General features: G+C 71.7%; 15 protein-coding genes and 1 pseudogene. All 16 read left to right on the top strand.

Going from position 1 to position 20,152, the window contains the following annotated elements; all coding sequences use genetic code 11:
- Positions 1 to 128: 128 nt before the first annotated feature.
- The 16 genes and pseudogenes from ACZ6Z8_RS10660 (at position 129) to ACZ6Z8_RS10585 (ending at position 20,138) form a co-directional block, all read left to right on the top strand.
- Complete coding sequence (locus ACZ6Z8_RS10660) at positions 129 to 683, top strand: NuoB/complex I 20 kDa subunit family protein (RefSeq protein WP_030286559.1); 555 nt, start codon at positions 129 to 131, stop codon at positions 681 to 683.
- Complete coding sequence (locus tag ACZ6Z8_RS10655) at positions 680 to 1,393, top strand: NADH-quinone oxidoreductase subunit C (protein WP_465608201.1); 714 nt, start codon at positions 680 to 682, stop codon at positions 1,391 to 1,393. Before ACZ6Z8_RS10660 ends, ACZ6Z8_RS10655 begins: the two co-directional genes overlap by 4 nt.
- Positions 1,393 to 2,724 (top strand): NADH-quinone oxidoreductase subunit D, encoded by a 1,332-nt coding sequence (locus ACZ6Z8_RS10650; RefSeq protein ID WP_465608200.1) that lies wholly within the window; start codon positions 1,393 to 1,395, stop codon positions 2,722 to 2,724. Before ACZ6Z8_RS10655 ends, ACZ6Z8_RS10650 begins: the two co-directional genes overlap by 1 nt.
- Positions 2,721 to 3,602: an NADH-quinone oxidoreductase subunit NuoE gene (gene nuoE / locus ACZ6Z8_RS10645; protein ID WP_465608198.1), complete on the top strand. Its 882-nt coding sequence runs from the start codon at positions 2,721 to 2,723 to the stop codon at positions 3,600 to 3,602. The genes ACZ6Z8_RS10650 and nuoE overlap by 4 nt, the downstream gene beginning before the upstream one ends.
- Positions 3,602 to 4,963, top strand: coding sequence for an NADH-quinone oxidoreductase subunit NuoF (gene nuoF, locus ACZ6Z8_RS10640; RefSeq protein WP_465608195.1), 1,362 nt, complete (start codon positions 3,602 to 3,604; stop codon positions 4,961 to 4,963). Before nuoE ends, nuoF begins: the two co-directional genes overlap by 1 nt.
- Positions 4,960 to 7,437, top strand: a pseudogene (locus ACZ6Z8_RS10635) (NADH-quinone oxidoreductase subunit G); the annotation flags it as partial. The gene nuoF and the pseudogene ACZ6Z8_RS10635, both read left to right, overlap by 4 nt.
- Before the next feature lie 104 nt (positions 7,438 to 7,541).
- Complete coding sequence (gene nuoH / locus ACZ6Z8_RS10630; protein WP_465608194.1) at positions 7,542 to 8,882, top strand: NADH-quinone oxidoreductase subunit NuoH; 1,341 nt, start codon at positions 7,542 to 7,544, stop codon at positions 8,880 to 8,882.
- Between the two features lie 6 nt (positions 8,883 to 8,888).
- A complete protein-coding gene (nuoI, locus tag ACZ6Z8_RS10625; RefSeq protein ID WP_465608193.1) occupies positions 8,889 to 9,491 on the top strand; it encodes an NADH-quinone oxidoreductase subunit NuoI in 603 nt (200 codons plus the stop codon).
- Positions 9,491 to 10,375, top strand: coding sequence for an NADH-quinone oxidoreductase subunit J (locus ACZ6Z8_RS10620; RefSeq protein ID WP_465608446.1), 885 nt, complete (start codon positions 9,491 to 9,493; stop codon positions 10,373 to 10,375). Before nuoI ends, ACZ6Z8_RS10620 begins: the two co-directional genes overlap by 1 nt.
- Positions 10,372 to 10,671, top strand: coding sequence for an NADH-quinone oxidoreductase subunit NuoK (nuoK, locus tag ACZ6Z8_RS10615; protein ID WP_030235394.1), 300 nt, complete (start codon positions 10,372 to 10,374; stop codon positions 10,669 to 10,671). The genes ACZ6Z8_RS10620 and nuoK overlap by 4 nt, the downstream gene beginning before the upstream one ends.
- A gap of 14 nt (positions 10,672 to 10,685) precedes the next feature.
- Positions 10,686 to 12,581, top strand: a complete 1,896-nt coding sequence (gene nuoL / locus ACZ6Z8_RS10610; protein WP_465608191.1) for an NADH-quinone oxidoreductase subunit L — start codon at positions 10,686 to 10,688, stop codon at positions 12,579 to 12,581.
- A 34-nt stretch (positions 12,582 to 12,615) separates the two neighbouring features.
- On the top strand, positions 12,616 to 14,250 hold the full coding sequence (locus ACZ6Z8_RS10605) for an NADH-quinone oxidoreductase subunit M (protein ID WP_465608189.1): 1,635 nt from the start codon (positions 12,616 to 12,618) through the stop codon (positions 14,248 to 14,250).
- Positions 14,247 to 15,884: an NADH-quinone oxidoreductase subunit NuoN gene (gene nuoN, locus ACZ6Z8_RS10600; RefSeq protein ID WP_465608188.1), complete on the top strand. Its 1,638-nt coding sequence runs from the start codon at positions 14,247 to 14,249 to the stop codon at positions 15,882 to 15,884. The genes ACZ6Z8_RS10605 and nuoN overlap by 4 nt, the downstream gene beginning before the upstream one ends.
- Positions 15,885 to 16,135: 251 nt before the next feature.
- Positions 16,136 to 17,146: a polyprenyl synthetase family protein gene (locus ACZ6Z8_RS10595; protein WP_465608186.1), complete on the top strand. Its 1,011-nt coding sequence runs from the start codon at positions 16,136 to 16,138 to the stop codon at positions 17,144 to 17,146.
- A gap of 71 nt (positions 17,147 to 17,217) precedes the next feature.
- A complete protein-coding gene (locus ACZ6Z8_RS10590) occupies positions 17,218 to 17,880 on the top strand; it encodes a response regulator (protein ID WP_465608184.1) in 663 nt (220 codons plus the stop codon).
- Positions 17,881 to 18,140: 260 nt separating this feature from the next.
- A complete protein-coding gene (locus tag ACZ6Z8_RS10585; RefSeq protein ID WP_465608182.1) occupies positions 18,141 to 20,138 on the top strand; it encodes a 2-oxoacid:acceptor oxidoreductase subunit alpha in 1,998 nt (665 codons plus the stop codon).
- Positions 20,139 to 20,152 lie beyond the last annotated feature (14 nt).

Below are 20,152 nucleotides of genomic sequence, written 5' to 3'. Positions count from 1 at the left end.
TCCAACGAGCCGGACGTCCTCCCCGGGCTCCCCGGACGTTCTCCCGGGCTCCCCGGGCGCACCCCGGAGGCTCCCCGGGCGCAGCGCCGGACGTACCAGAGGACTTCGAGGGCATTGAGAGGGATCTGATGGGAATCGAGGAGAAGCTGCCGAGCGGCTTTCTGCTCACGACCGTGGAGACGGCCGCCGGCTGGGTGCGCAAGGCGTCACTCTTCCCGGCCACCTTCGGTCTGGCCTGCTGCGCGATCGAGATGATGACCACCGGCGCCGGCCGCTACGACCTGGCCCGGTTCGGCATGGAGGTCTTCCGGGGCTCCCCCCGGCAAGCCGATCTGATGATCGTGGCGGGCCGGGTGAGTCAGAAGATGGCCCCGGTGCTGCGCCAGGTGTACGACCAGATGGCCAACCCGAAGTGGGTCATCTCGATGGGCGTCTGCGCCTCCTCCGGCGGGATGTTCAACAACTACGCGATCGTCCAGGGCGTCGACCACATCGTCCCGGTGGACATCTACCTGCCCGGTTGCCCGCCCCGCCCGGAGATGCTGATGGACGCCATCCTGAAGCTGCACGACAAGATCCAGCACGAGCCGCTGGGCGTGAACCGGCGCCGCGCCGAGGAACTCGGCGAGGCCCTGGCCCTCAAGGCCACCCCGGTCAGCGAGATGCGGGGGCAGCTGCGATGAACGAGCAGGTACCCGAGACCCGCCGCGAGCAGCCGGTGCGCGAGATCCCCGTCGAGGTGGTCGGCCGCCGCCAGGGCATGTTCGGCACCCGGGGCAGCGGCGACACCTCCGGCTTCGGCGGCCTGACCGCCCCGATCGTGCTGCCCGGCCCGAGCGAACGCCCGTACGGCGGCTGGTTCGACGAGGTGGCCGACGAGTTCGAGGGCGCGCTGGAGGAACAGGGCCTGGACCCGGCCGAGGTGATCGACAAGACCGTGGTCGACCGCGGCGAGCTGACCTTCCACCTCGACCGCGTCCACCTCCTGAAGGCCGTGCGCACCCTGCGCGACGACCCGGCGCTGCGCTTCGAACTGTGCCTGGGCGTCAGCGGGGTGCACTACCCCGGGGACAAGGGCCGCGAGCTGCACGCGGTCTACCACCTGCGCTCGATCACCCATGGCCGGCTGATCCGGCTGGAGGTCACCGCGCCGGACGCCGACCCGCACATCCCCTCCGTGGTCAGCGTCTACCCGACCAACGACTGGCACGAGCGCGAGGCCTACGACTTCTTCGGCCTGGTCTTCGACGGCCACCCGGCGCTCACCCGGATCATGATGCCGGACGACTGGCTGGGCCACCCGCAGCGCAAGGACTACCCGCTCGGCGGCATCCCCGTCGAGTACAAGGGCGCCCAGATCCCGGCACCCGACCAGCGGAGGTCGTACAGCTGATGAGTACTCAGCACTACGAGGAAGCAGACGCCCGCGAGACCACCGAGGGCCGGGTCTTCACCGTCACCGGCGGCGACTGGGGCGAGGTGGTGGAGGCGGTCGGCCGGGCCGACGACGAGCGCATCATCGTCAACATGGGCCCCCAGCACCCGTCCACCCACGGCGTGCTGCGGCTGATCCTGGAGATCGACGGCGAGACGGTGAAGGAGGCCCGCTGCGGCATCGGCTACCTCCACACCGGCATCGAGAAGAACATGGAGTTCCGCAGCTGGGTCCAGGGCACCACCTTCGTGACCCGCATGGACTACCTGACCCCGCTGTTCAACGAGACCGCCTACTGCCTGGCGGTCGAGAAGCTGCTCGGCATCACCGACGACGTCCCGGAGCGGGCCAACGTCATCCGGGTGATGATGATGGAGCTCAACCGGATCGCCTCGCACCTGGTCTGCCTGGCCACCGGCGGTATGGAGATCGGCTCCACCACCCTGATGATCTACGGCTTCCGGGACCGCGAACTGATCCTGGACGTCTTCGAGCTGGTCACCGGCCTGCGCATGAACCACGCGTACGTGCGCCCCGGCGGCCTGGCCCAGGACCTGCCCCCGGGCGCGGTGGACCAGATCCGCGAGGCGGTCCGCACCTTCCGGTCCCGGATGCACGAGTACGACAAACTCGCCACCGGCAACCCGGTGTTCAAGGCGCGCCTGGTCGACGTCGGCTTCCTGGACCTGGCCGGCTGCCTGGCCCTCGGCGCCACCGGCCCGATCCTGCGCGCCACCGGCCTGCCGCACGACCTGCGCAAGACCGACCCGTACTGCGGCTACCAGGACTACGACTTCGAGGTCGCCACCGCGGACACCGCCGACTCCTACGGCCGCTTCCTGATCCGCCTGGAGGAGATGAAGCAGTCGCTGCGGATCGTCGAGCAGTGCCTGGACCGGCTGCGCCCGGGCCCGGTCATGGTGGCCGACAAGAAGATCGCCTGGCCCGCCCAACTGGCCGTCGGGCCGGACGGCCTGGGCAACTCGCTCGACCACATCCGCAAGATCATGGGCACCTCGATGGAGGCCCTGATCCACCACTTCAAGCTGGTCACCGAGGGCTTCCGGGTCCCGGTCGGCCAGGCGTACGCGGCGATCGAGTCGCCCAAGGGCGAGCTGGGCGTGCACGTGGTCAGCGACGGCGGGACGCGCCCGTACCGGGTCCACTTCCGGGATCCGTCGTTCACCAATCTGCAGACGATGGCGGCGATGTGCGAGGGCGGCCAGGTGGCCGACGTGATCGTCGCGGTGGCCGGGATCGACCCGGTGATGGGAGGCGTGGACCGGTGACCAACGTCGAACTCGGACTGCCGGCGCTGCCGGCCCCGCCCTACCCCGAGGAGGTGCGCGCCCGGCTGGCCGCCGACGCCGCCGAGCTGATCGGCCGCTACCCCCAGGCCCGTTCGGCGCTGCTGCCGCTGCTGCACCTGGTGCAGGCCGAGGAGGGCTTCGTCAGCCCGACCGGGATCCGCTTCTGCGCGGAGCAGTTGGACCTCACCACCGCCGAGGTCACCGCCGTCGCCACCTTCTACACGATGTACCGGCGGCGCCCGGCCGGGAAGTACCACGTCGGGGTCTGCACCAACACCCTGTGCGCGGTGCTCGGCGGCGACCAGATCTTCGCCGAGCTCCAGCAGCACCTGGGGATCGGCAACAACGAGACCACCGAGGACGGTGGGATCTCGATCGAGCACATCGAGTGCAACGCCGCCTGCGACTACGCCCCCGTGGTGATGGTCAACTGGGAGTTCTTCGACGACCAGACGCCGGAGAGCGCCCGGCAGCTGGTGGACGACCTGCGGGCCGGCCGCGAGGTGCGGCCCACCCGCGGCGCCCGGCTGTGCGGTTTCAAGGAGACCGCCCGGATCCTGGCCGGCTTCCCCGACGAGCGCCCCGGCGCCAACGAGGAGTCCGGCGCCGGCGGTGCCCCCTCGTTGGCGGGCCTGCGGCTGGCGCGCGGTGAGGCCCTGCCCGGCACCCCGGGCGCCAAGGTCGTCTCCCCCCGCCACGAGGCGTCCCGTCCCGAGGAGCCCGGCCACGAGGCGTCCCGTCCCGAGGAGCCCGCCCCCGCGGAGCTCCGCCACGAGCAGCCCGGCCACGGCGAGCCCCGCCACGAGGAGCCGGGCCAGGACGGCAAGGCCGACGGCCACGAAGGGACCGAAGCGTGATGACCTCCGCCGAGCCGGCCGAGAAGCTGCTCACCCCCGTCCTGTCGGACCCCTGGGACGACAGCCGCCCGTGGACCCTCGCCACCTACCGCCGCCACCACGGCTACGAGGGCCTCAAGGCGGCCCTCGCCATGCCTCCGGACGACGTGATCGCCCTGGTCAAGGACTCCGGCCTGCGCGGCCGCGGCGGCGCCGGCTTCCCGACCGGGATGAAGTGGCAGTTCATCCCGCAGAACGACGGCAAGCCGCACTACCTGGTGGTCAACGCCGACGAGTCCGAGCCGGGCACCTGCAAGGACATCCCGCTGCTGTTCGCCAACCCGCACTCGCTGATCGAGGGCATGGTGATCGCCTCCTACGCGATCCGCTGCGACCACGCCTTCATCTACCTGCGCGGCGAGGTCGTCCCGGTGCTGCGCCGCCTGCACGCGGCCGTCGCCGAGGCCTACGAGGCCGGGCTGCTGGGCCGCGACATCCTCGGCTCCGGCGTGAACCTCGACATCACCGTGCACGCCGGCGCCGGCGCGTACATCTGCGGCGAGGAGACGGCGCTGCTGGACTCGCTGGAGGGCCGGCGCGGACAGCCGAGGCTGCGGCCCCCGTTCCCGGCGGTCGCCGGCCTGTACGCCTGCCCGACGGTGGTCAACAACGTCGAGTCGATCGCTTCGGTGCCGGCGATCCTGGCCCGCGGCAAGGAGTGGTTCAAGGGCCTGGGGACCGAGAAGTCCCCCGGCTTCACGCTGTACTCGCTCTCCGGCCACGTCACCAACCCGGGCCAGTACGAGGCACCGCTCGGGATCACCCTGCGCCAGCTGCTGGACCTCAGCGGCGGCGTCCGGGCCGGCCACCGGCTGAAGTTCTGGACCCCGGGCGGCTCCTCCACCCCGATGTTCACCGACGAGCACCTCGACGTCCCGCTGGACTACGAGGGCGTCGGCGCGGCCGGCTCGATGCTCGGCACCAAGGCGCTGCAGGTCTTCGACGAGACCACCTGCGTGGTGCGGGCGGTCACCCGCTGGACCGAGTTCTACGCCCACGAGTCCTGCGGCAAGTGCACCCCCTGCCGGGAGGGCACCTACTGGCTGGTCCAGCTGCTGAGGCGGATCGAGGCGGGCGAGGGCGTCGAGGGCGACCTGGAGAAGCTCCTCGACATCGCCGACAACATCAACGGCAAGTCCTTCTGCGCGCTGGGCGACGGCGCGGCCAGCCCGATCGTCTCCTCGCTCAAGTACTTCCGGGCCGAGTACGAGCAGCACCTGGCCGAGCGCCGCTGCCCGTTCGACCCGGCCGCCTCCACCGTCTGGGCCGACGGCCCCCGCCCCGGCCACCAGTCCGCCACCGAAAGGGAGGTGCACGCGTGACGATCACCGAGCCGACCGCCTCCGAGAACGACGACACCACCGTCGAACTGGTCACGCTCACCATCGACGGCGTCGAAGTGAAGGTCCCCAAGGGTACCTTGGTGATCCGGGCCGCCGAGACCATCGGCACCCAGATCCCGCGCTTCTGCGACCACCCGCTGCTGGACCCGGCCGGCGCCTGCCGGCAGTGCATCGTGGAGATCGAGGGCCAGCGCAAGCCGGTGGCCTCCTGCACGATCCCGGTCGCCGAGGGCATGGTGGTGCGCACCCAGCTGAGTTCGCCGGTGGCCGAGAAGGCGCAGCGCGGCGTGATGGAGCTGTTGCTGATCAACCATCCGCTGGACTGCCCGGTCTGCGACAAGGGCGGCGAGTGCCCGCTGCAGAACCAGGCGATGTCCACCGGCGACGCGGACTCCCGCTTCGAGGGGATGAAGCGCACCTACGAGAAGCCGGTGCCGATCAGCAGCCAGGTGCTGCTGGACCGGGAGCGCTGCGTGCTGTGCGCGCGCTGCACCCGGTTCTCCCAGCAGATCGCCGGGGACCCGTTCATCGACCTGGTGGAGCGCGGGGCGCTGCAGCAGGTGGGCACGGGCGAGGGGGACGACTTCGAGTCGTACTTCTCCGGGAACACCATCCAGATCTGCCCGGTGGGCGCCCTGACGTCGGCGGCTTATCGTTTCCGCTCGCGCCCCTTCGACCTGACCTCCTCGCCGAGCGTGTGCGAGCACTGCTCGTCGGGCTGCGCCCAGCGCACCGACCACCGGCGGGGCAAGGTGCTGCGCCGGCTGGCGGGTGAGGACCCGGCGGTGAACGAGGAGTGGAACTGCGACAAGGGCCGGTTCGCCTTCCGCTACGCCCAGCAGCGCGACCGGCTGACCACTCCGCTGGTGCGGGTGGACGGCGAGCTGGTGCCGGCGTCCTGGCCGGAGGCGCTGGCCCGGGCGGCCGAGGGGCTGCGCGGGGCCCGTACGGGGGTGCTGGCGGGCGGCCGGGTGACGGTGGAGGACGCGTACGCGTACGCGAAGTTCGCCCGGGTGGTGCTGGGCACCAACGACGTGGACTTCCGGGCCCGCCCGCACAGCGGTGAGGAGGCGGACTTCCTGGCCGCGGCGGTCGCCGGGCGCGGGGTGGACGTGGACGGCACCGGGGTGGACTACGAGCGGCTGGAGCAGGCCCCGGTGGTGCTGCTGGCGGGCTTGGAGCCGGAGGAGGAGTCGCCGATCGTCTTCCTGCGGCTGCGGAAGGCGAGTCGGGCGGGGGGCCTGAAGGTGTTCTCGGTGGCGGCCTTCGCCTCCCGGGGGCTGGCGAAGCTGCGCGGTGCGCTGCTGCCGGCGGCTCCGGGCACCGAGCCGGAGTGGTTCGCGGCGCTGGCCGCCGACGAGCCGTTGAACGACGACGCGGGCCGGGCGGCGGAGCTGCTGCGCCGGCCGGGTGCGGTGATCCTGGCGGGTGAGCGGCTGGCGTCGGTGCCGGGTGCGCTGACGGCGGTGCTGCGGCTGGCGCACGCGACCGGGGCCGAGCTGGCCTGGGTGCCGCGCCGGGCGGGCGAGCGTGGGGCGGTGGAGGCGGGTGCGCTGCCGGGCCTGCTGCCGGGCGGGCGTCCGGTGGCCGCCGTGGCGGCCCGGGCGGAGGCGGCCGCGGTGTGGGGGGTGGCGGAGCTGCCCTCGCGTCCGGGGCGGGACACCGGTCAGATCCTGACCGCGGCCGTGCGGGGCGACCTGGACGCGCTGCTGGTCGGCGGGGTGGATCCGGGCGACCTGCCGGATCCGGTGCTGGCCGCGGAGGCCTTGGCGGCGGCGTTCGTGGTGTCGCTGGAGCTGCGGCCGTCGGCGGTGACCGAGCGGGCCGACGTGGTGCTGCCGGTGGCGGCGGTGGCGGAGAAGGCGGGCACCTTCCTGGACTGGGAGGGCCGGGTGCGGATGTTCGAGGCCGCACTGAAGCCGGACCAGCAGATGGGCCGCCACCTCCAGTCGGACCTGCGGGTGCTGACGATGCTGGCGGACGCCCTGGGCCACCGGCTGGGCCTGGCGGACGTACGGGCGGCCCGGCTGGAGCTGGACCGCTTCGAGCCGTGGCGGGGCGACCGGGCGGCCGCTCCGGCGGCGCATCCGGCTGTGCTGCCGCGGCCGGCCACCGGCCAGGCGGTGCTGGCGGGTTGGCGCCTGTTGCTGGACGAGGGCTCGCTCCAGCAGGGTGATCCGCACCTGGCGGGCACCCGGCACCGTGCGGTGGCCCGGATCTCGCCGACCACCGCGAAGGAGGTCGGTGCGCAGGAGGCCGGTGCGCAGGTGGCTGGTGCGCGGGCGGCCGGGGCGCTGCGGCTGACCGGCCCGGCCGGTTCGCTGGTGCTGCCGCTGGAGATCACCGAGTCGGTGCCGGACCGCACGGTCTGGATCCCGCTCAACTCCACGCCGGGCGGCGCCCACCGCGCGCTCGGCACCACCGTCGGCCACCTGGTGACGATCGCCGCGGCCGAACTCGATCAGGCCGTAACCGTGGCCGGCACCGGCACCGCCAGCGGCCAGGGCGCCGGCACCGGCGACGACGCCGGTTCCGAGCCCCGGGAAGGGGAGGTCCGATGACTTCGCAGCCGTACGAGACGCTCCATTTCTTCGGCCAGGACCCGTGGTGGCTGGTGCTGCTGAAGGCGGTGTTCTGCTTCGCGTTCCTGGTGCTGACGGTGCTGGTCGCGATCGTCTGGGAGCGCAAGGTGGTGGCCTGGATGCAGTTGCGCATCGGGCCGAACCGGCACGGCCCGTGGGGCCTGCTGCAGTCGCTGGCGGACGGCGTGAAGCTGGCGCTGAAGGAAGACCTGGTGGTCAAGGGCTCGGACAAGGTGGTCTACGTCCTGGCCCCGATCGTCTGCGCCATCCCGGCGTTCATGGCCTTCGCGGTGATCCCGTTCGGTCCGCCCGGCAACGAGGTGTCGGTCTTCGGCACCCGGACGCCGCTGCAGCTGACCGACTTCCCGGTGGCGCTGCTGTACGTGCTGGCGACGGCCTCGGTGGGCATCTACGGGATCGTGCTGGCGGGTTGGTCCTCGGGTTCGACGTACCCGCTGCTGGGCGGGCTGCGCTCCTCGGCGCAGATGATCAGCTACGAGATCGCGATGGGCCTGTCCTTCGCGGCGGTGTTCATCTACTCGGGTTCGATGTCGACCTCGGAGATCGTGGCGCACCAGCAGCCGACCTGGTTCGCGGCGCTGCTGCCGGTGTCGTTCATCGTCTACGTCATCGCGATGGTGGGCGAGACCAACCGGGCGCCGTTCGACCTGCCGGAGGCCGAGGGCGAGCTGGTGGGCGGGTTCAACACCGAGTACTCCTCGCTGAAGTTCGCGATGTTCATGCTGGCCGAGTACGTCAACATGGTGACGGTCTCGGCGGTGGCCTCGACCCTGTTCCTGGGCGGCTGGCGGGCCCCGTGGCCGGTGTCGGCCTTCTGGGCGGGAGCCAACCACGGCTGGTGGCCGATGCTGTGGATCACGCTGAAGATCCAGCTGCTGCTGTTCTTCTTCATCTGGCTGCGCGGCACGCTGCCCCGGTTCCGCTACGACCAGTTCATGAAGCTGGGCTGGAAGGTGCTGATCCCGGTCTCGCTGGTGTGGCTGGTGCTGATCGCGAGCGTGCGGGCGCTGCGCAACGAGGGGTACGGCTTCGGCCAGGTGGTGCTGTACGTGGGCGCGCCGGTGGGCGCGGTCCTGCTGCTGGCGCTGGTGCGGGACTTCCTGCGCAGGCAGCCCGAGGAGGCCGAGGCGTCCGGGGACGGTCCGCCCAGGGGCGAGTTCGACCCGATGGCGGGCGGGTACCCGGTGCCGCCGCTGCCCGGCCAGGTGCTCCCGCCGGTGCCGCGCCGTCCCGGCCGTGCCCCGAAGCAACTCCAGGACGCCCTCAACGGGGCCGACCATTCCGAAGGGAGCTGATCCGCGATGTCGTCCGACCAGACGGGCCGGCCCGAGCGGGCCGACCGGCCGTCGATCCTCGGCCCGGCCGCCGGTTTCGGCGTGACCTTCAAGGCCATGTTCAAGAAGCGGCTCACCGAGCAGTACCCGGAGCAGAAGAAGCCGACCGCGCCGCGCTTCCACGGCCGCCACCAGCTGAACCGGCATCCCGACGGCCTGGAGAAGTGCGTCGGCTGCGAGCTGTGCGCCTGGGCCTGCCCGGCCGACGCGATCTACGTGGAGGGCGCGGACAACCGGGACGAGGAGCGCTACTCCCCGGGTGAGCGCTACGGCGCGGTGTACCAGATCAACTACGCCCGCTGCATCCTGTGCGGGCTGTGCATCGAGGCCTGCCCGACCAGGGCGCTGACCATGACCAACGAGTACGAGCTGGCCGACTCCTCCCGCAAGGACCTGATCTTCACCAAGGAGCAGCTGCTGGTGGGCCTGTCCGAGGGCATGGTCGACACCCCGCACGCGATCTTCCCGGGCGCCGACGAGGGCGCCTACTACCGGGGCGAGGTCACCGCGGCGGCGCCGGGGACGGTCCAGCAGGAGCGCACCGACCGGGAGAAGGAGGTGCGGCCGTGATCGCACATCTGGCGGCGGCGAGCGGGACGACCTCCACCGGTGAGGCCGTCCAGTTCTGGGTGCTCGCGGTGGTCGCGGTCGGTGGCGCGCTGGGCATGCTGCTGATGCGCAAGGCCGTGCACAGCGCGCTGTGCCTGGCGGCCACCATGCTGGCGCTGGCGGTCTGTTACATGGCCCAGGGCGCGGTGTTCCTGGGCGTGGTGCAGATCGTGGTCTACACCGGCGCGATCATGATGCTGTTCCTGTTCGTGGTGATGCTGGTCGGCGTGACCAGCGAGGACTCCCTGCGGGAGCAGCTGAAGGGCCAGCGGTTCGCGGCGGTGCTGTGCGGGCTGGGCTTCGGTGTGCTGCTGATCGCCGGAATCGCCAACGCGAGGCTGCACCACTTCACCGGGCTGGCCGAGGCGAACGCCGAGGGCAACGTGCCGGGTCTGGCCCGGCTGATCTTCACCCGGTACGTGTGGGCCTTCGAGGTCACCGGCGCGCTGCTGATCACCGCGGCGATCGGCGCGATGGTGCTGACCCACCGCGAGCACGTGAAGGCGCCGAAGACCCAGCGCGAGCTGGCGGCGCAGCGGGTGCGGGACAACGTCCAGGTGCCGCCGCTGCCGGCGCCGGGGGTGTACGCGCGGCACAACGCGGTGGACGTGCCGGCGCTGCTGCCGGACGGCACGGTCGCCGAGGACTCGGTGATGGCGACGCTGCGCGAGCGGGGCCAGGTCCGGGACGTCAGCCAGGCGATGCTGCGGCGGATGGCGGAGCTGGAGAACAGCACGGCGGACTGGCTGGGCCGTCCGTCCTCGGAGCGGCCCGCGGTGGGTGGTCCGCGCAAGTCCCTGGAACCGGTGCCGAACCACGAGAGCGGCGAGGAGGACGCGCAGTGAACCCGGTCAACTACCTGTACCTGTCGGCCCTGTTGTTCACCATCGGGGCGTCCGGGGTGCTGATCCGGCGCAACGCGATCGTGCTGTTCATGTGCGTCGAGCTGATGCTGAACGCCTCGAACCTGGCGCTGGTGACGTTCTCCCGGATGCACGGGACCCTGGACGGCCAGATCATCGCCTTCTTCACGATGGTGGTCGCGGCGGCCGAGGTCGTGGTCGGCCTCGCCATCATCGTCTCCATCTTCCGGACCAGGCACTCCGCTTCGGTCGACGACAGCAACCTGATGAAGCTGTAGGCGGAGGACCTTCGGTGAACTCTCTCATTCCGCTGCTGGTGGCGGCCCCGCTGGCCGGCGCCGCCCTGCTGCTGCTCGGCGGCCGGGCACTGGACCGGTTCGGCCACTGGCTGGCCACCGCGCTCGCCGCGCTCTCGTTCGGCTTCGGCCTGGTGCTCTTCTCGGACATGCTCGGCCGTGACGCCGAGCACCGGGCGGTGACGGAGCACCTGTTCAGCTGGGTGCCGGTGAACGCGTTCCAGGCGGACGTCTCGTTCCGGCTGGACCAGTTGTCGATGACCTTCGTGCTGCTGATCACCGGGGTGGGCACGCTGATCCACCTGTACTCGGTGGGCTACATGGCGCACGACGAGCGCCGGCGCCGCTTCTTCGCGTACCTGAACCTGTTCCTGGCCGCCATGCTGCTGCTGGTGCTGGCGGACAACTACCTGCTGCTGTACTTCGGTTGGGAGGGCGTGGGCCTGGCCTCGTACCTGCTGATCGGTTTCTGGCAGCACAAGCCGAGCGCGGCGACGGCGGCGAAGAAGGCCTTCATCGTCAACCGGGTCGGCGACATGGGGCTGTCGATCGCGATCATGCTGATGTTCGCGGAGTTCGGCTCCTTCGCCTTCACCCCGGTCTTCGGGGCGGCGCACGAGGCGAGCGAGGGCAAGCTGACGGCGATCGGCCTGATGCTGCTGCTGGCGGCCTGCGGCAAGTCGGCGCAGGTGCCGCTGCAGTCCTGGCTCGGGGACGCGATGGAGGGCCCGACCCCGGTCTCGGCGCTGATCCACGCGGCCACCATGGTGACCGCCGGGGTCTATCTGATCACCCGCTCCGCGGCGGTCTTCGACCTGGCGCCGGACGCCCGGACCGCCGTGGTGGTGGTCGGCGCGGTGACGCTGCTGTTCGGTGCGATCGTCGGTTGCGCCAAGGACGACATCAAGAAGGCGCTGGCCGGCTCGACCATGTCGCAGATCGGCTACATGGTGCTGGCGGCCGGGCTGGGTCCGATCGGCTACGTCTTCGCGATCATGCACCTGGTGACCCACGGCTTCTTCAAGGCCGGGCTGTTCCTCGGCGCCGGGTCGGTCATGCACGGCATGGACGACGAGGTGAACATGCGTCACTACGGCGGCCTGCGCAAGCACATGCCCTGGACCTTCGCCACCTTCGGCCTCGGCTACCTCGCCATCATCGGCTTCCCCGGCCTGTCCGGCTTCTTCTCCAAGGACCGGATCATCGAGGCGGCCTTCGCCGAGGGCGGCACCGAGGGCTGGATCCTCGGCCTGTGCGCGCTGGTCGGCGCGGCGGTCACCGCGTTCTACATGACCCGGGTGATGCTGCTGACCTTCTTCGGCGAGGAGCGCTGGCAGCCCGACGCGGAGGGCAACCTCCCGCACCCGCACGAGGCGCCGAGGACCATGGTGATCCCGATGGTGCTGCTGGCCTTCGGCTCGGTGTTCGCGGGCGCGCTGTTCGACATCAACGACTCCTTCGTGAAGTGGCTGGAGCCGGTCACCGGGCACAGCGAGGGCAACTCGCCGCTCGGCTCCTGGACCGTCACCGGGCTGACCACGGTCTGCATGCTGGCCGGCCTGGGCCTGGCGTACGTGATGTACGGGCGCTCGCCCGTCCCGGTGGTGCCGCCGGTGGGTTCCCCGCTCACCCGGGCCGCCCGCCGCGACCTGCTGCAGGACGACTTCAACCACGCCGTGCTGGTGCGGCCGGGCTCGGCGCTCACCGCGACCCTGGTGTTCTTCGACAGCCGCGGCCTGGACGGCTTCGTCAACGGCCTGGCCGCCGTCATCGGGGGTCTGTCCGGCCGGCTGCGGCGGGTCCAGAACGGCTTCGTCCGCTCGTACGCGCTCTCCATGTTCGGCGGCACGCTGGTGCTGGTCGCCTCGACTCTCCTGATGAGGTCCGTCTGATGCATCGCCAACATTCCACCCGGGGGGTGCGGCCGTGAGCGCCCTGCTGACCGCCACCTGCGCCGTCCCGGCGGCCGGCGCGGTGCTGACCGCCGCCCTGCCCGCCGGGGCGACCGAGGCCCGGCGCCGCACCACCAAGACCGTCGCGCTGGCCGTCTCGGCCGTCACCCTGGCGCTGGCCGCCGCGGTGGCGCTGCGCTTCGACCCGCACGGCGCCCGCTACCAGCTGACCGAGTCGTACAGCTGGATCCGCTCCTTCGGCATCACCTTCTCGCTCGGCGTGGACGGCATCGGCGCGGTGCTCGCCCTGCTCACGGCGGTCCTGGTGCCGATGGTGATGCTGGCCTCCTGGCACGACGCCGATCCGGGCCCGGCCGCGCCGGACGGGACCCCCGACCCCGACACCTTCGAGCGGCGCCGGCGGACCCAGGGCTTCTTCGCCCTGATCCTGGCGGTGGAGGCGATGGTGATCGTCTCCTTCTACGCCACCGACGTCTTCCTGTTCTACGTGTTCTTCGAAGCCATGCTGATCCCGATGTACTTCCTGATCGGCGGCTTCGGCGACCGGGCGGGCGGACCCGAGTCGGCGCGCCAGCGCTCCTATGCGGCCGTCAAGTTCCTGCTGTACAACCTGCTCGGCGGTCTGGTGATGCTGGCCGCGGTGATCGGCCTGTACGTGGCCGCCCAGGACCAGGGCTTCGGCACCTTCGACCTGCCGACCCTGACCGGCGCGGTCGCCGACGGCAGCCTGAAGCTGTCCGGCACCGCGCAGGACGCGCTGTTCCTGGGCTTCTTCTTCGCCTTCGCGGTGAAGGCCCCGCTGTGGCCGCTGCACACCTGGCTGCCGAACGCGATGGGCGAGGCCACGGCCGGCACCGCCGTGCTGATCACCGCCGTGGTGGACAAGGTCGGCACCTTCGCGATGCTGCGCTTCTGCCTGGGGCTGTTCCCGGACGCCTCGAAGACCTTCGCCCCGGCGATCCTGGTGCTGTCGCTGATCGGGATCGTCTACGGCGCGCTGCTGGCGATCGGCCAGAAGGACATCAAGCGGCTGGTCGCCTACGCCTCGATCTCGCACTTCGGCTTCATCATCATGGGCATCTTCGCCCTGACCAGCCAGGGCCAGAGCGGCGCGACCCTCTACATGGTCAACCACGGCCTCTCCACGGCCGCGTGGATGCTGGTGGCCGGCTTCCTGATCTCCCGCCGCGGCTCGCGGCTGATCGCCGACTACGGCGGGGTGCAGAAGGTCGCCCCGGTGCTCGCCGGGACGTTCCTGATCGGCAGTCTGGCGACCCTGTCGCTGCCGGGCCTGGCTCCGTTCGTCAGCGAGTTCCTGGTGCTGGTGGGCACCTTCACCCGCTACCCGGCGATCGGCGTGATCGCCACCGTGGGCATCGTGCTGGCCGCGCTGTACGCGCTGCTGCTGTACCAGCGCACCATGACCGGCCCGGTGAAGGAGGGCGTGCGCTCGATGCCCGACCTCAAGGTCCGCGAACTGGCCGTGGCGGCACCGCTGGTGGCGCTGACGATCCTGCTCGGCGTCTACCCGAAGCCGCTCACCGACCTGGTGAACCCCTCGGTGGACGCGACGCTCTCGCAGGTCCACCGGACCGACCCGGCGCCGGCCCACCCGGTCGCCGCCACCTCAGGAGGTGAGCAGAAGTGAGTGCCAGCGCAGTGCTCGCCGCCGCCGGCGGCAACACCCCGAGCATTCCCGCACCGCACATCGAGTACGGCCAACTCTCCCCGATGCTGGTGGTGTTCGGCGCCGCCATGGCCGGCGTCCTGGTGGAGGCGTTCGTCCCCCGGCGGCTGCGGCACTGGACCCAGGTCTCGCTGGCCCTGGTCGCGCTGGTCGGCGCCTTCGCCGCCGTGGTGGTGCTGGCCGCGCAGGGCCACGGCGCGCCCCGGATCGACCTGCTGGCCATGGAGTCGGTCGCGCTGGACGGCCCGGCGCTGTTCCTCCAGGGCGTGATCCTGCTGGTCGCGGTCGTCACGGTGCTCACCTACGCCGAGCGGAAGCTGGAGCCGAAGGCCGGCGGCGAGCCCGCCGACGCCTTCGCCGCCCAGGCGGCCGCCACCCCGGGCGGGGAGCAGGAGCGGGCCGCGATCCGGGCCGGCTTCACCACCACCGAGGTGTTCCCGCTGACCATGTTCGCGGTCGGCGGCATGCTCCTCTTCCCGGCCGCCAACGACCTGCTGACCATGTTCGTGGCGCTGGAGGTCTTCTCCCTCCCGCTGTACCTGCTCTGCGCGCTGGCCCGGCGCCGCCGGCTGCTGTCCCAGGAGGCGGCGGTCAAGTACTTCCTGCTCGGCGCCTTCGCCTCGGCGTTCTTCCTGTTCGGCACGGCGCTGCTGTACGGCTACGCCGGCAGCGTGAAGCTCGGCGACATCGCGGACGTCATCTCCGGGAAGGCGATGACCACCCCGGCGCAGCTGAGCAGCACCCAGAGCGACGTGCTGCTGTTGACGGGCCTGGCGATGCTGGCGGTGGGACTGCTGTTCAAGGTCGGCGCGGTGCCGTTCCACTCCTGGACGCCGGACGTCTACCAGGGCGCGCCGACCCCGGTGACCGGGTTCATGGCCTCGGCGACCAAGGTCGCGGCCTTCGGGGCGTTCCTGCGGCTGTTCTACGTGGCCTTCCCGGGGCTGCGGCTGGACTGGCGGCCGGTGCTGTGGGGCGTGGCGATCCTGACCATGGTGGTCGGCGCGGTGCTGGCGGTGACCCAGCAGGACGTCAAGCGGCTGTTGGCGTACTCCTCGATCGCGCACGCCGGGTTCATCCTGACCGGGGTGATCGCCGTCAACAAGCAGGGCCTGTCCTCGGTGCTGTTCTACCTGGCGGCGTACTCCTTCGTGACGCTCGGCGCCTTCGCCGTGGTCACCCTGGTGCGGGACTCCAAGGGCGAGGCGACCCACCTGTCCAGCTGGGCGGGGCTGGGGCGGCGTTCACCGCTGGTGGCGGCGGTGTTCGCGCTGTTCCTGCTGGCCTTCGCCGGGATCCCGCTGACCTCCGGGTTCACCGGGAAGTTCGCGGTGTTCCAGGCGGCGGCGGCCGGCGGCGCGACGCCGCTGGTGATCGTCGGTGTGCTGAGCTCGGCGGTGGCCGCGTTCTTCTACATCCGGGTGATCGTGCTGATGTTCTTCTCCGACCCGCAGCCGGGCGGTCCGACGGTGGCGATCCCGAGCGCCTTCACGGCGACGGCGATCGGAGTGGGGGTGCTGGTCACGCTGGGCCTGGGCCTGCTGCCGCAGTACTTCCTGGACCTCGCCTCCAAGGCTTCGCTGTTCGCGTACTGACCGTCACCGGGCGGTTCGCTGGAGATCGGTCCGGGTTCCGGGCCGATCTCCGGCCTTTATTCCCGGACGAATTCGCCCCCACCGCCGCTCCGCCCCCGAAGCGGTCCTGACCAGGCCTTCCGGCTCGGGCATGACAGGATCCGCACGCCCGTGCAGTGATCCACTCGCGACCGGATACCCTGCCTGTATGGCCAGCGGCGGCACTCAGGGACCAGGCCGCTAGATCGACCAGGGACAGAGGAGTGGTCTTCGTGACCGTCGTGGGACCCTTCGGGCTCAGCGTGCAGGACCGCGACCTGACCCGTGACGTCCAGATCGGACTGGAGGCGGTGGAGGCGGCGCTCTCCGAGGCCGTCAAGAGCGACGTCCCCTTCATCACCGTCACCGCCAGCCACCTGATCGAGGCCGGCGGCAAGCGCTTCCGCCCGCTGCTCCTGCTGCTCGCCGCCCAGTTCGGCGACCCGGGGGCGCCCGGCGTGGTGCCGGCCGCGGTGGTGGTCGAGCTGACCCACCTGGCCACGCTGTACCACGACGACGTGATGGACGAGGCCCCGGTGCGCCGCGGGACGGAGAGCGCCAACTCCCGCTGGGACAACTCGGTGGCCATCCTCACCGGCGACTTCCTGTTCTCCCGCGCCTCCCAGGTGCTGGCCGACCTCGGCCCGGAGGCGGTGCGGATGCAGGCCGAGGCCTTCGAGCGGCTGGTCACCGGTCAGATCCTGGAGACCCGCGGCCCCGGCCCGGACGGGGACCCGCTGCTGCACTACCTGGACGTGCTGGAGGGCAAGACCGGATCGCTGATCGCCGTCTCCTGCCGGATAGGAGCGCTGGTGGCCGGCGCCGAGCCGTGGCTGGTGGACACCCTCGGCGAGTTCGGCGAGCGGATCGGCATCGCCTTCCAGCTGGCCGACGACGTGCTGGACATCGCCAGCGACGGCGACGAGTCCGGCAAGACCCCCGGCACCGACCTGCGCGAGGGCGTCGCCACCCTGCCGACCCTGCTGCTCCAGCAGATGCCGGCCGACCCGGCCGACCCGGACGACACCCGGCTGCGCGAACTGCTCACCCAGGACCTCTCCGACGACGCCCTGCACGCCGAGGCGCTGCGCCTGCTGCGCGCCCACCCCGCGCTGGAGCGCGCCCGCCGGGAGACCCTGCGGCACGCCGAGGAGGCCCGGGCGCTGCTGGCCCCGCTGCCGGACTGCGCGGCGAAGGCGGCCCTGGACGGCCTGTGCGACGCGGTGGCCATCCGCACGATGTGATCCCGGCCCACGGCGCCGCCGGGATGGGGGAGACTGGCTCCCGTCAGCTCACGCCTGCCCGGAAGGTCGCCATGCGTCGCGTCGTCATCGCCGAGGACTCCGTACTGCTGCGGGAAGGTCTGACCCGGCTGCTCACCGACCGCGGCCTGGACGTCGTGGCGGGGGTCGGGGACGGCGCTGCCCTGGTGAAGACCGTCCACGACCTGGCGGCCTCCGACACCCTGCCGGACGTGGTGGTCTCGGACGTGCGGATGCCGCCGACCCACACCGACGAGGGCCTGCGCGCGTGCGTGGAACTGCGCGGGCGCTACCCGCAGCTGGGCGTGCTGGTGCTGTCGCAGTTCGTGGAGGAGCGGTACGCCTCCGAGCTGCTGGCCGGCTCCACCCGGGGCGTCGGCTACCTGCTGAAGGACCGGGTCGCCGAGGTGCGCGAGTTCGCCGACGCGGTGGTGCGGGTCGCCGAGGGCGGTACCGCGCTGGACCCGGAGGTGGTGCAGCAGTTGCTCAGCCGCAGCCGCAAGGGCGACGTCCTGGCCGGTCTCACCCCGCGCGAGCGCGAGGTGCTCGGGCTGATGGCGGAGGGGCGCACCAACGCGGCGGTGGCCAAGCAGCTGGTGGTCTCCGACGGCGCGGTGGAGAAGCACGTCAGCAACATCTTCCTCAAGCTCGGCCTGGCGCAGAGCCCGGAGGACCACCGCCGGGTGCTGGCGGTGCTCACCTACCTCAACTCCTGACCGCGACGGTTCGCCGGGCGCTCCCGCCCGCGGCCCGGGGAGCCCTTCCGGCCCCGTGGCGGCGCACTGCTCCGTACGCGGAATGATCTCCGGCGGCCGAGCGTTGTCGACAGGTGCGGGGTGAGCCGCGGGCGGGTGGAAATTCCTGCCGGAGTTCCGGCCGGGCTCGTGTGCGCGCGCATAGGATGCGAGCGGTGCACCAGGCGGACGGGGCACGGGGCCGCGCCCGCGGTGGTGTGCCCACGAGGAGGTCCGCGGCAGTGACCAGTCAGGTCGATCAGTCAGAGGCAGTGGACGGATCGGACGGCGACGGGGCCCGTACCGGCAGCGGTGCGCAGCGCCCCGGAGCGGCCGGGCCCGCCGGTCCGCACGCCCCGGGCAGCCCGCCGCCCGCGCGCGCCAAGCCCGTTCGCAGACTCGACCGGGTGATCATCAGGTTCGCCGGTGACTCCGGTGACGGCATGCAGCTCACCGGTGACCGGTTCACCTCGGAGACGGCCGCGTTCGGCAACGACCTCTCCACGCTGCCGAACTTCCCGGCCGAGATCCGGGCGCCCGCCGGCACGCTGCCGGGTGTCTCGTCCTTCCAGCTGCACTTCGCCGACCACGACATCCTCACCCCGGGCGACGCCCCGAACGTGCTGGTGGCGATGAACCCGGCGGCGCTGAAGGCGAACCTGCCGGACCTGCCGCGCGGCGCGGAGATCATCGTCAACACCGACGAGTTCACCAAGCGGGCGCTGGCGAAGGTCGGTTACCCGGCGGACCCGCTGGGCGACGGCTCGCTGGACGGCTTCCACCTGCACAAGGTGCCGCTGACCACGCTGACCCTGGAGGCGCTCAAGGACAGCGGGCTGGCCCGCAAGGACGCCGAGCGGGCGAAGAACATGTTCGCCCTGGGGCTGCTGTCCTGGATGTACCACCGGCCCACCCACGGCACCGAGGCCTTCCTGCGCGGCAAGTTCGCCAAGAAGCCGCAGATCGCCGAGGCGAACATCAGCGCCTTCCGGGCGGGCTGGAACTTCGGCGAGACCACCGAGTCCTTCGCGGTCTCCTACGAGGTGCCGCCGGCCAAGCTGCCCGCCGGGCGCTACCGCAACATCTCCGGCAACCTGGCGCTGTCCTACGGGCTGATCGCCGCCGCCGAGCGTTCCGGCCTGCCGCTCTACCTGGGCTCGTACCCGATCACCCCGGCCTCGGACATCCTGCACGAGCTGTCCAAGCACAAGAACTTCGGGGTGCGCACCTTCCAGGCCGAGGACGAGATCGCCGGCATCGGCGCGGCGCTCGGCGCGGCCTTCGGCGGGGCGCTCGGGGTGACCACGACCTCGGGCCCGGGGGTGGCGCTGAAGTCCGAGACGATCGGCCTGGCGGTGTCGCTGGAGCTGCCGCTGCTGGTGGTGGACATCCAGCGCGGCGGCCCGTCCACCGGTCTGCCGACCAAGACCGAGCAGGCGGACCTGCTGCAGGCGATGTTCGGGCGCAACGGCGAGGCGCCGGTGCCGATCGTGGCCCCGGCCACGCCCGCCGAGTGCTTCGACGCGGCGCTGGAGGCGGCCCGGATCGCGGTGACCTACCGCACCCCGGTGTTCCTGCTCTCGGACGGCTACCTGGCGAACGGCTCGGAGCCGTGGCGGATCCCGGAGGTCGGTGAACTGCCGGAGATCGACCCGAAGTTCGCGACGGAGCCGAACCGCGAGGACGGCGCCTTCTGGCCGTACCTGCGGGACCCGCACACCCTGGCCCGGCCCTGGGCGGTGCCCGGCACGGCCGGCCTGGAGCACCGGATCGGCGGCATCGAGAAGCAGGACGGCACCGGGAGCATCTCCTACGACCCGGCCAACCACGACTTCATGGTCCGCACCCGGCAGGCCAAGGTCGACGGGATCACGGTCAGGCCGGTGGAGGTCGACGACCCGACCGGCGACGCCCGGGTGCTGGTGCTCGGCTGGGGCTCGACCTACGGCCCGATCACCGCGGCGGTGCGCCGGGTGCGCGCGGACGGCGGCGAGGTCGCCCAGGCGCACCTGCGCAACCTCAACCCGTTCCCGGCCAACCTGGGTGCGGTGCTGCGCAGTTACGAGAAGGTCATCGTGCCCGAGATGAACCTCGGGCAGCTCGCGCTGCTGCTGCGGGCGAAGTACCTGGTGGACGCGGAGTCCTACAACCAGGTGCGCGGGCTGCCGTTCAAGGCGGCGCAGTTGGCGGACGTGCTGCGGGCGGCGATCGGCAGCCTGGACGAGGAGGACCACCGATGAGCGGGCGGAGCGGG

Source organism: Kitasatospora sp. NPDC101108 (genome assembly GCF_055584725.1).
Note: the sequence above shows the minus strand (reverse complement) of the source record. Positions and strands in the feature narration are given on the sequence as shown.

Coding starts and splice junctions, on each gene's coding strand:
- ACZ6Z8_RS10660 (WP_030286559.1), top strand. CDS start 129: ATGGGAATCGAGGAGAAGCTGCCGAGCGGCTTTCTGCTCACGACCGTG.
- ACZ6Z8_RS10655 (WP_465608201.1), top strand. CDS start 680: ATGAACGAGCAGGTACCCGAGACCCGCCGCGAGCAGCCGGTGCGCGAG.
- ACZ6Z8_RS10650 (WP_465608200.1), top strand. CDS start 1,393: ATGAGTACTCAGCACTACGAGGAAGCAGACGCCCGCGAGACCACCGAG.
- nuoF (WP_465608195.1), top strand. CDS start 3,602: ATGACCTCCGCCGAGCCGGCCGAGAAGCTGCTCACCCCCGTCCTGTCG.
- nuoH (WP_465608194.1), top strand. CDS start 7,542: ATGACTTCGCAGCCGTACGAGACGCTCCATTTCTTCGGCCAGGACCCG.
- nuoI (WP_465608193.1), top strand. CDS start 8,889: ATGTCGTCCGACCAGACGGGCCGGCCCGAGCGGGCCGACCGGCCGTCG.
- ACZ6Z8_RS10590 (WP_465608184.1), top strand. CDS start 17,218: ATGCGTCGCGTCGTCATCGCCGAGGACTCCGTACTGCTGCGGGAAGGT.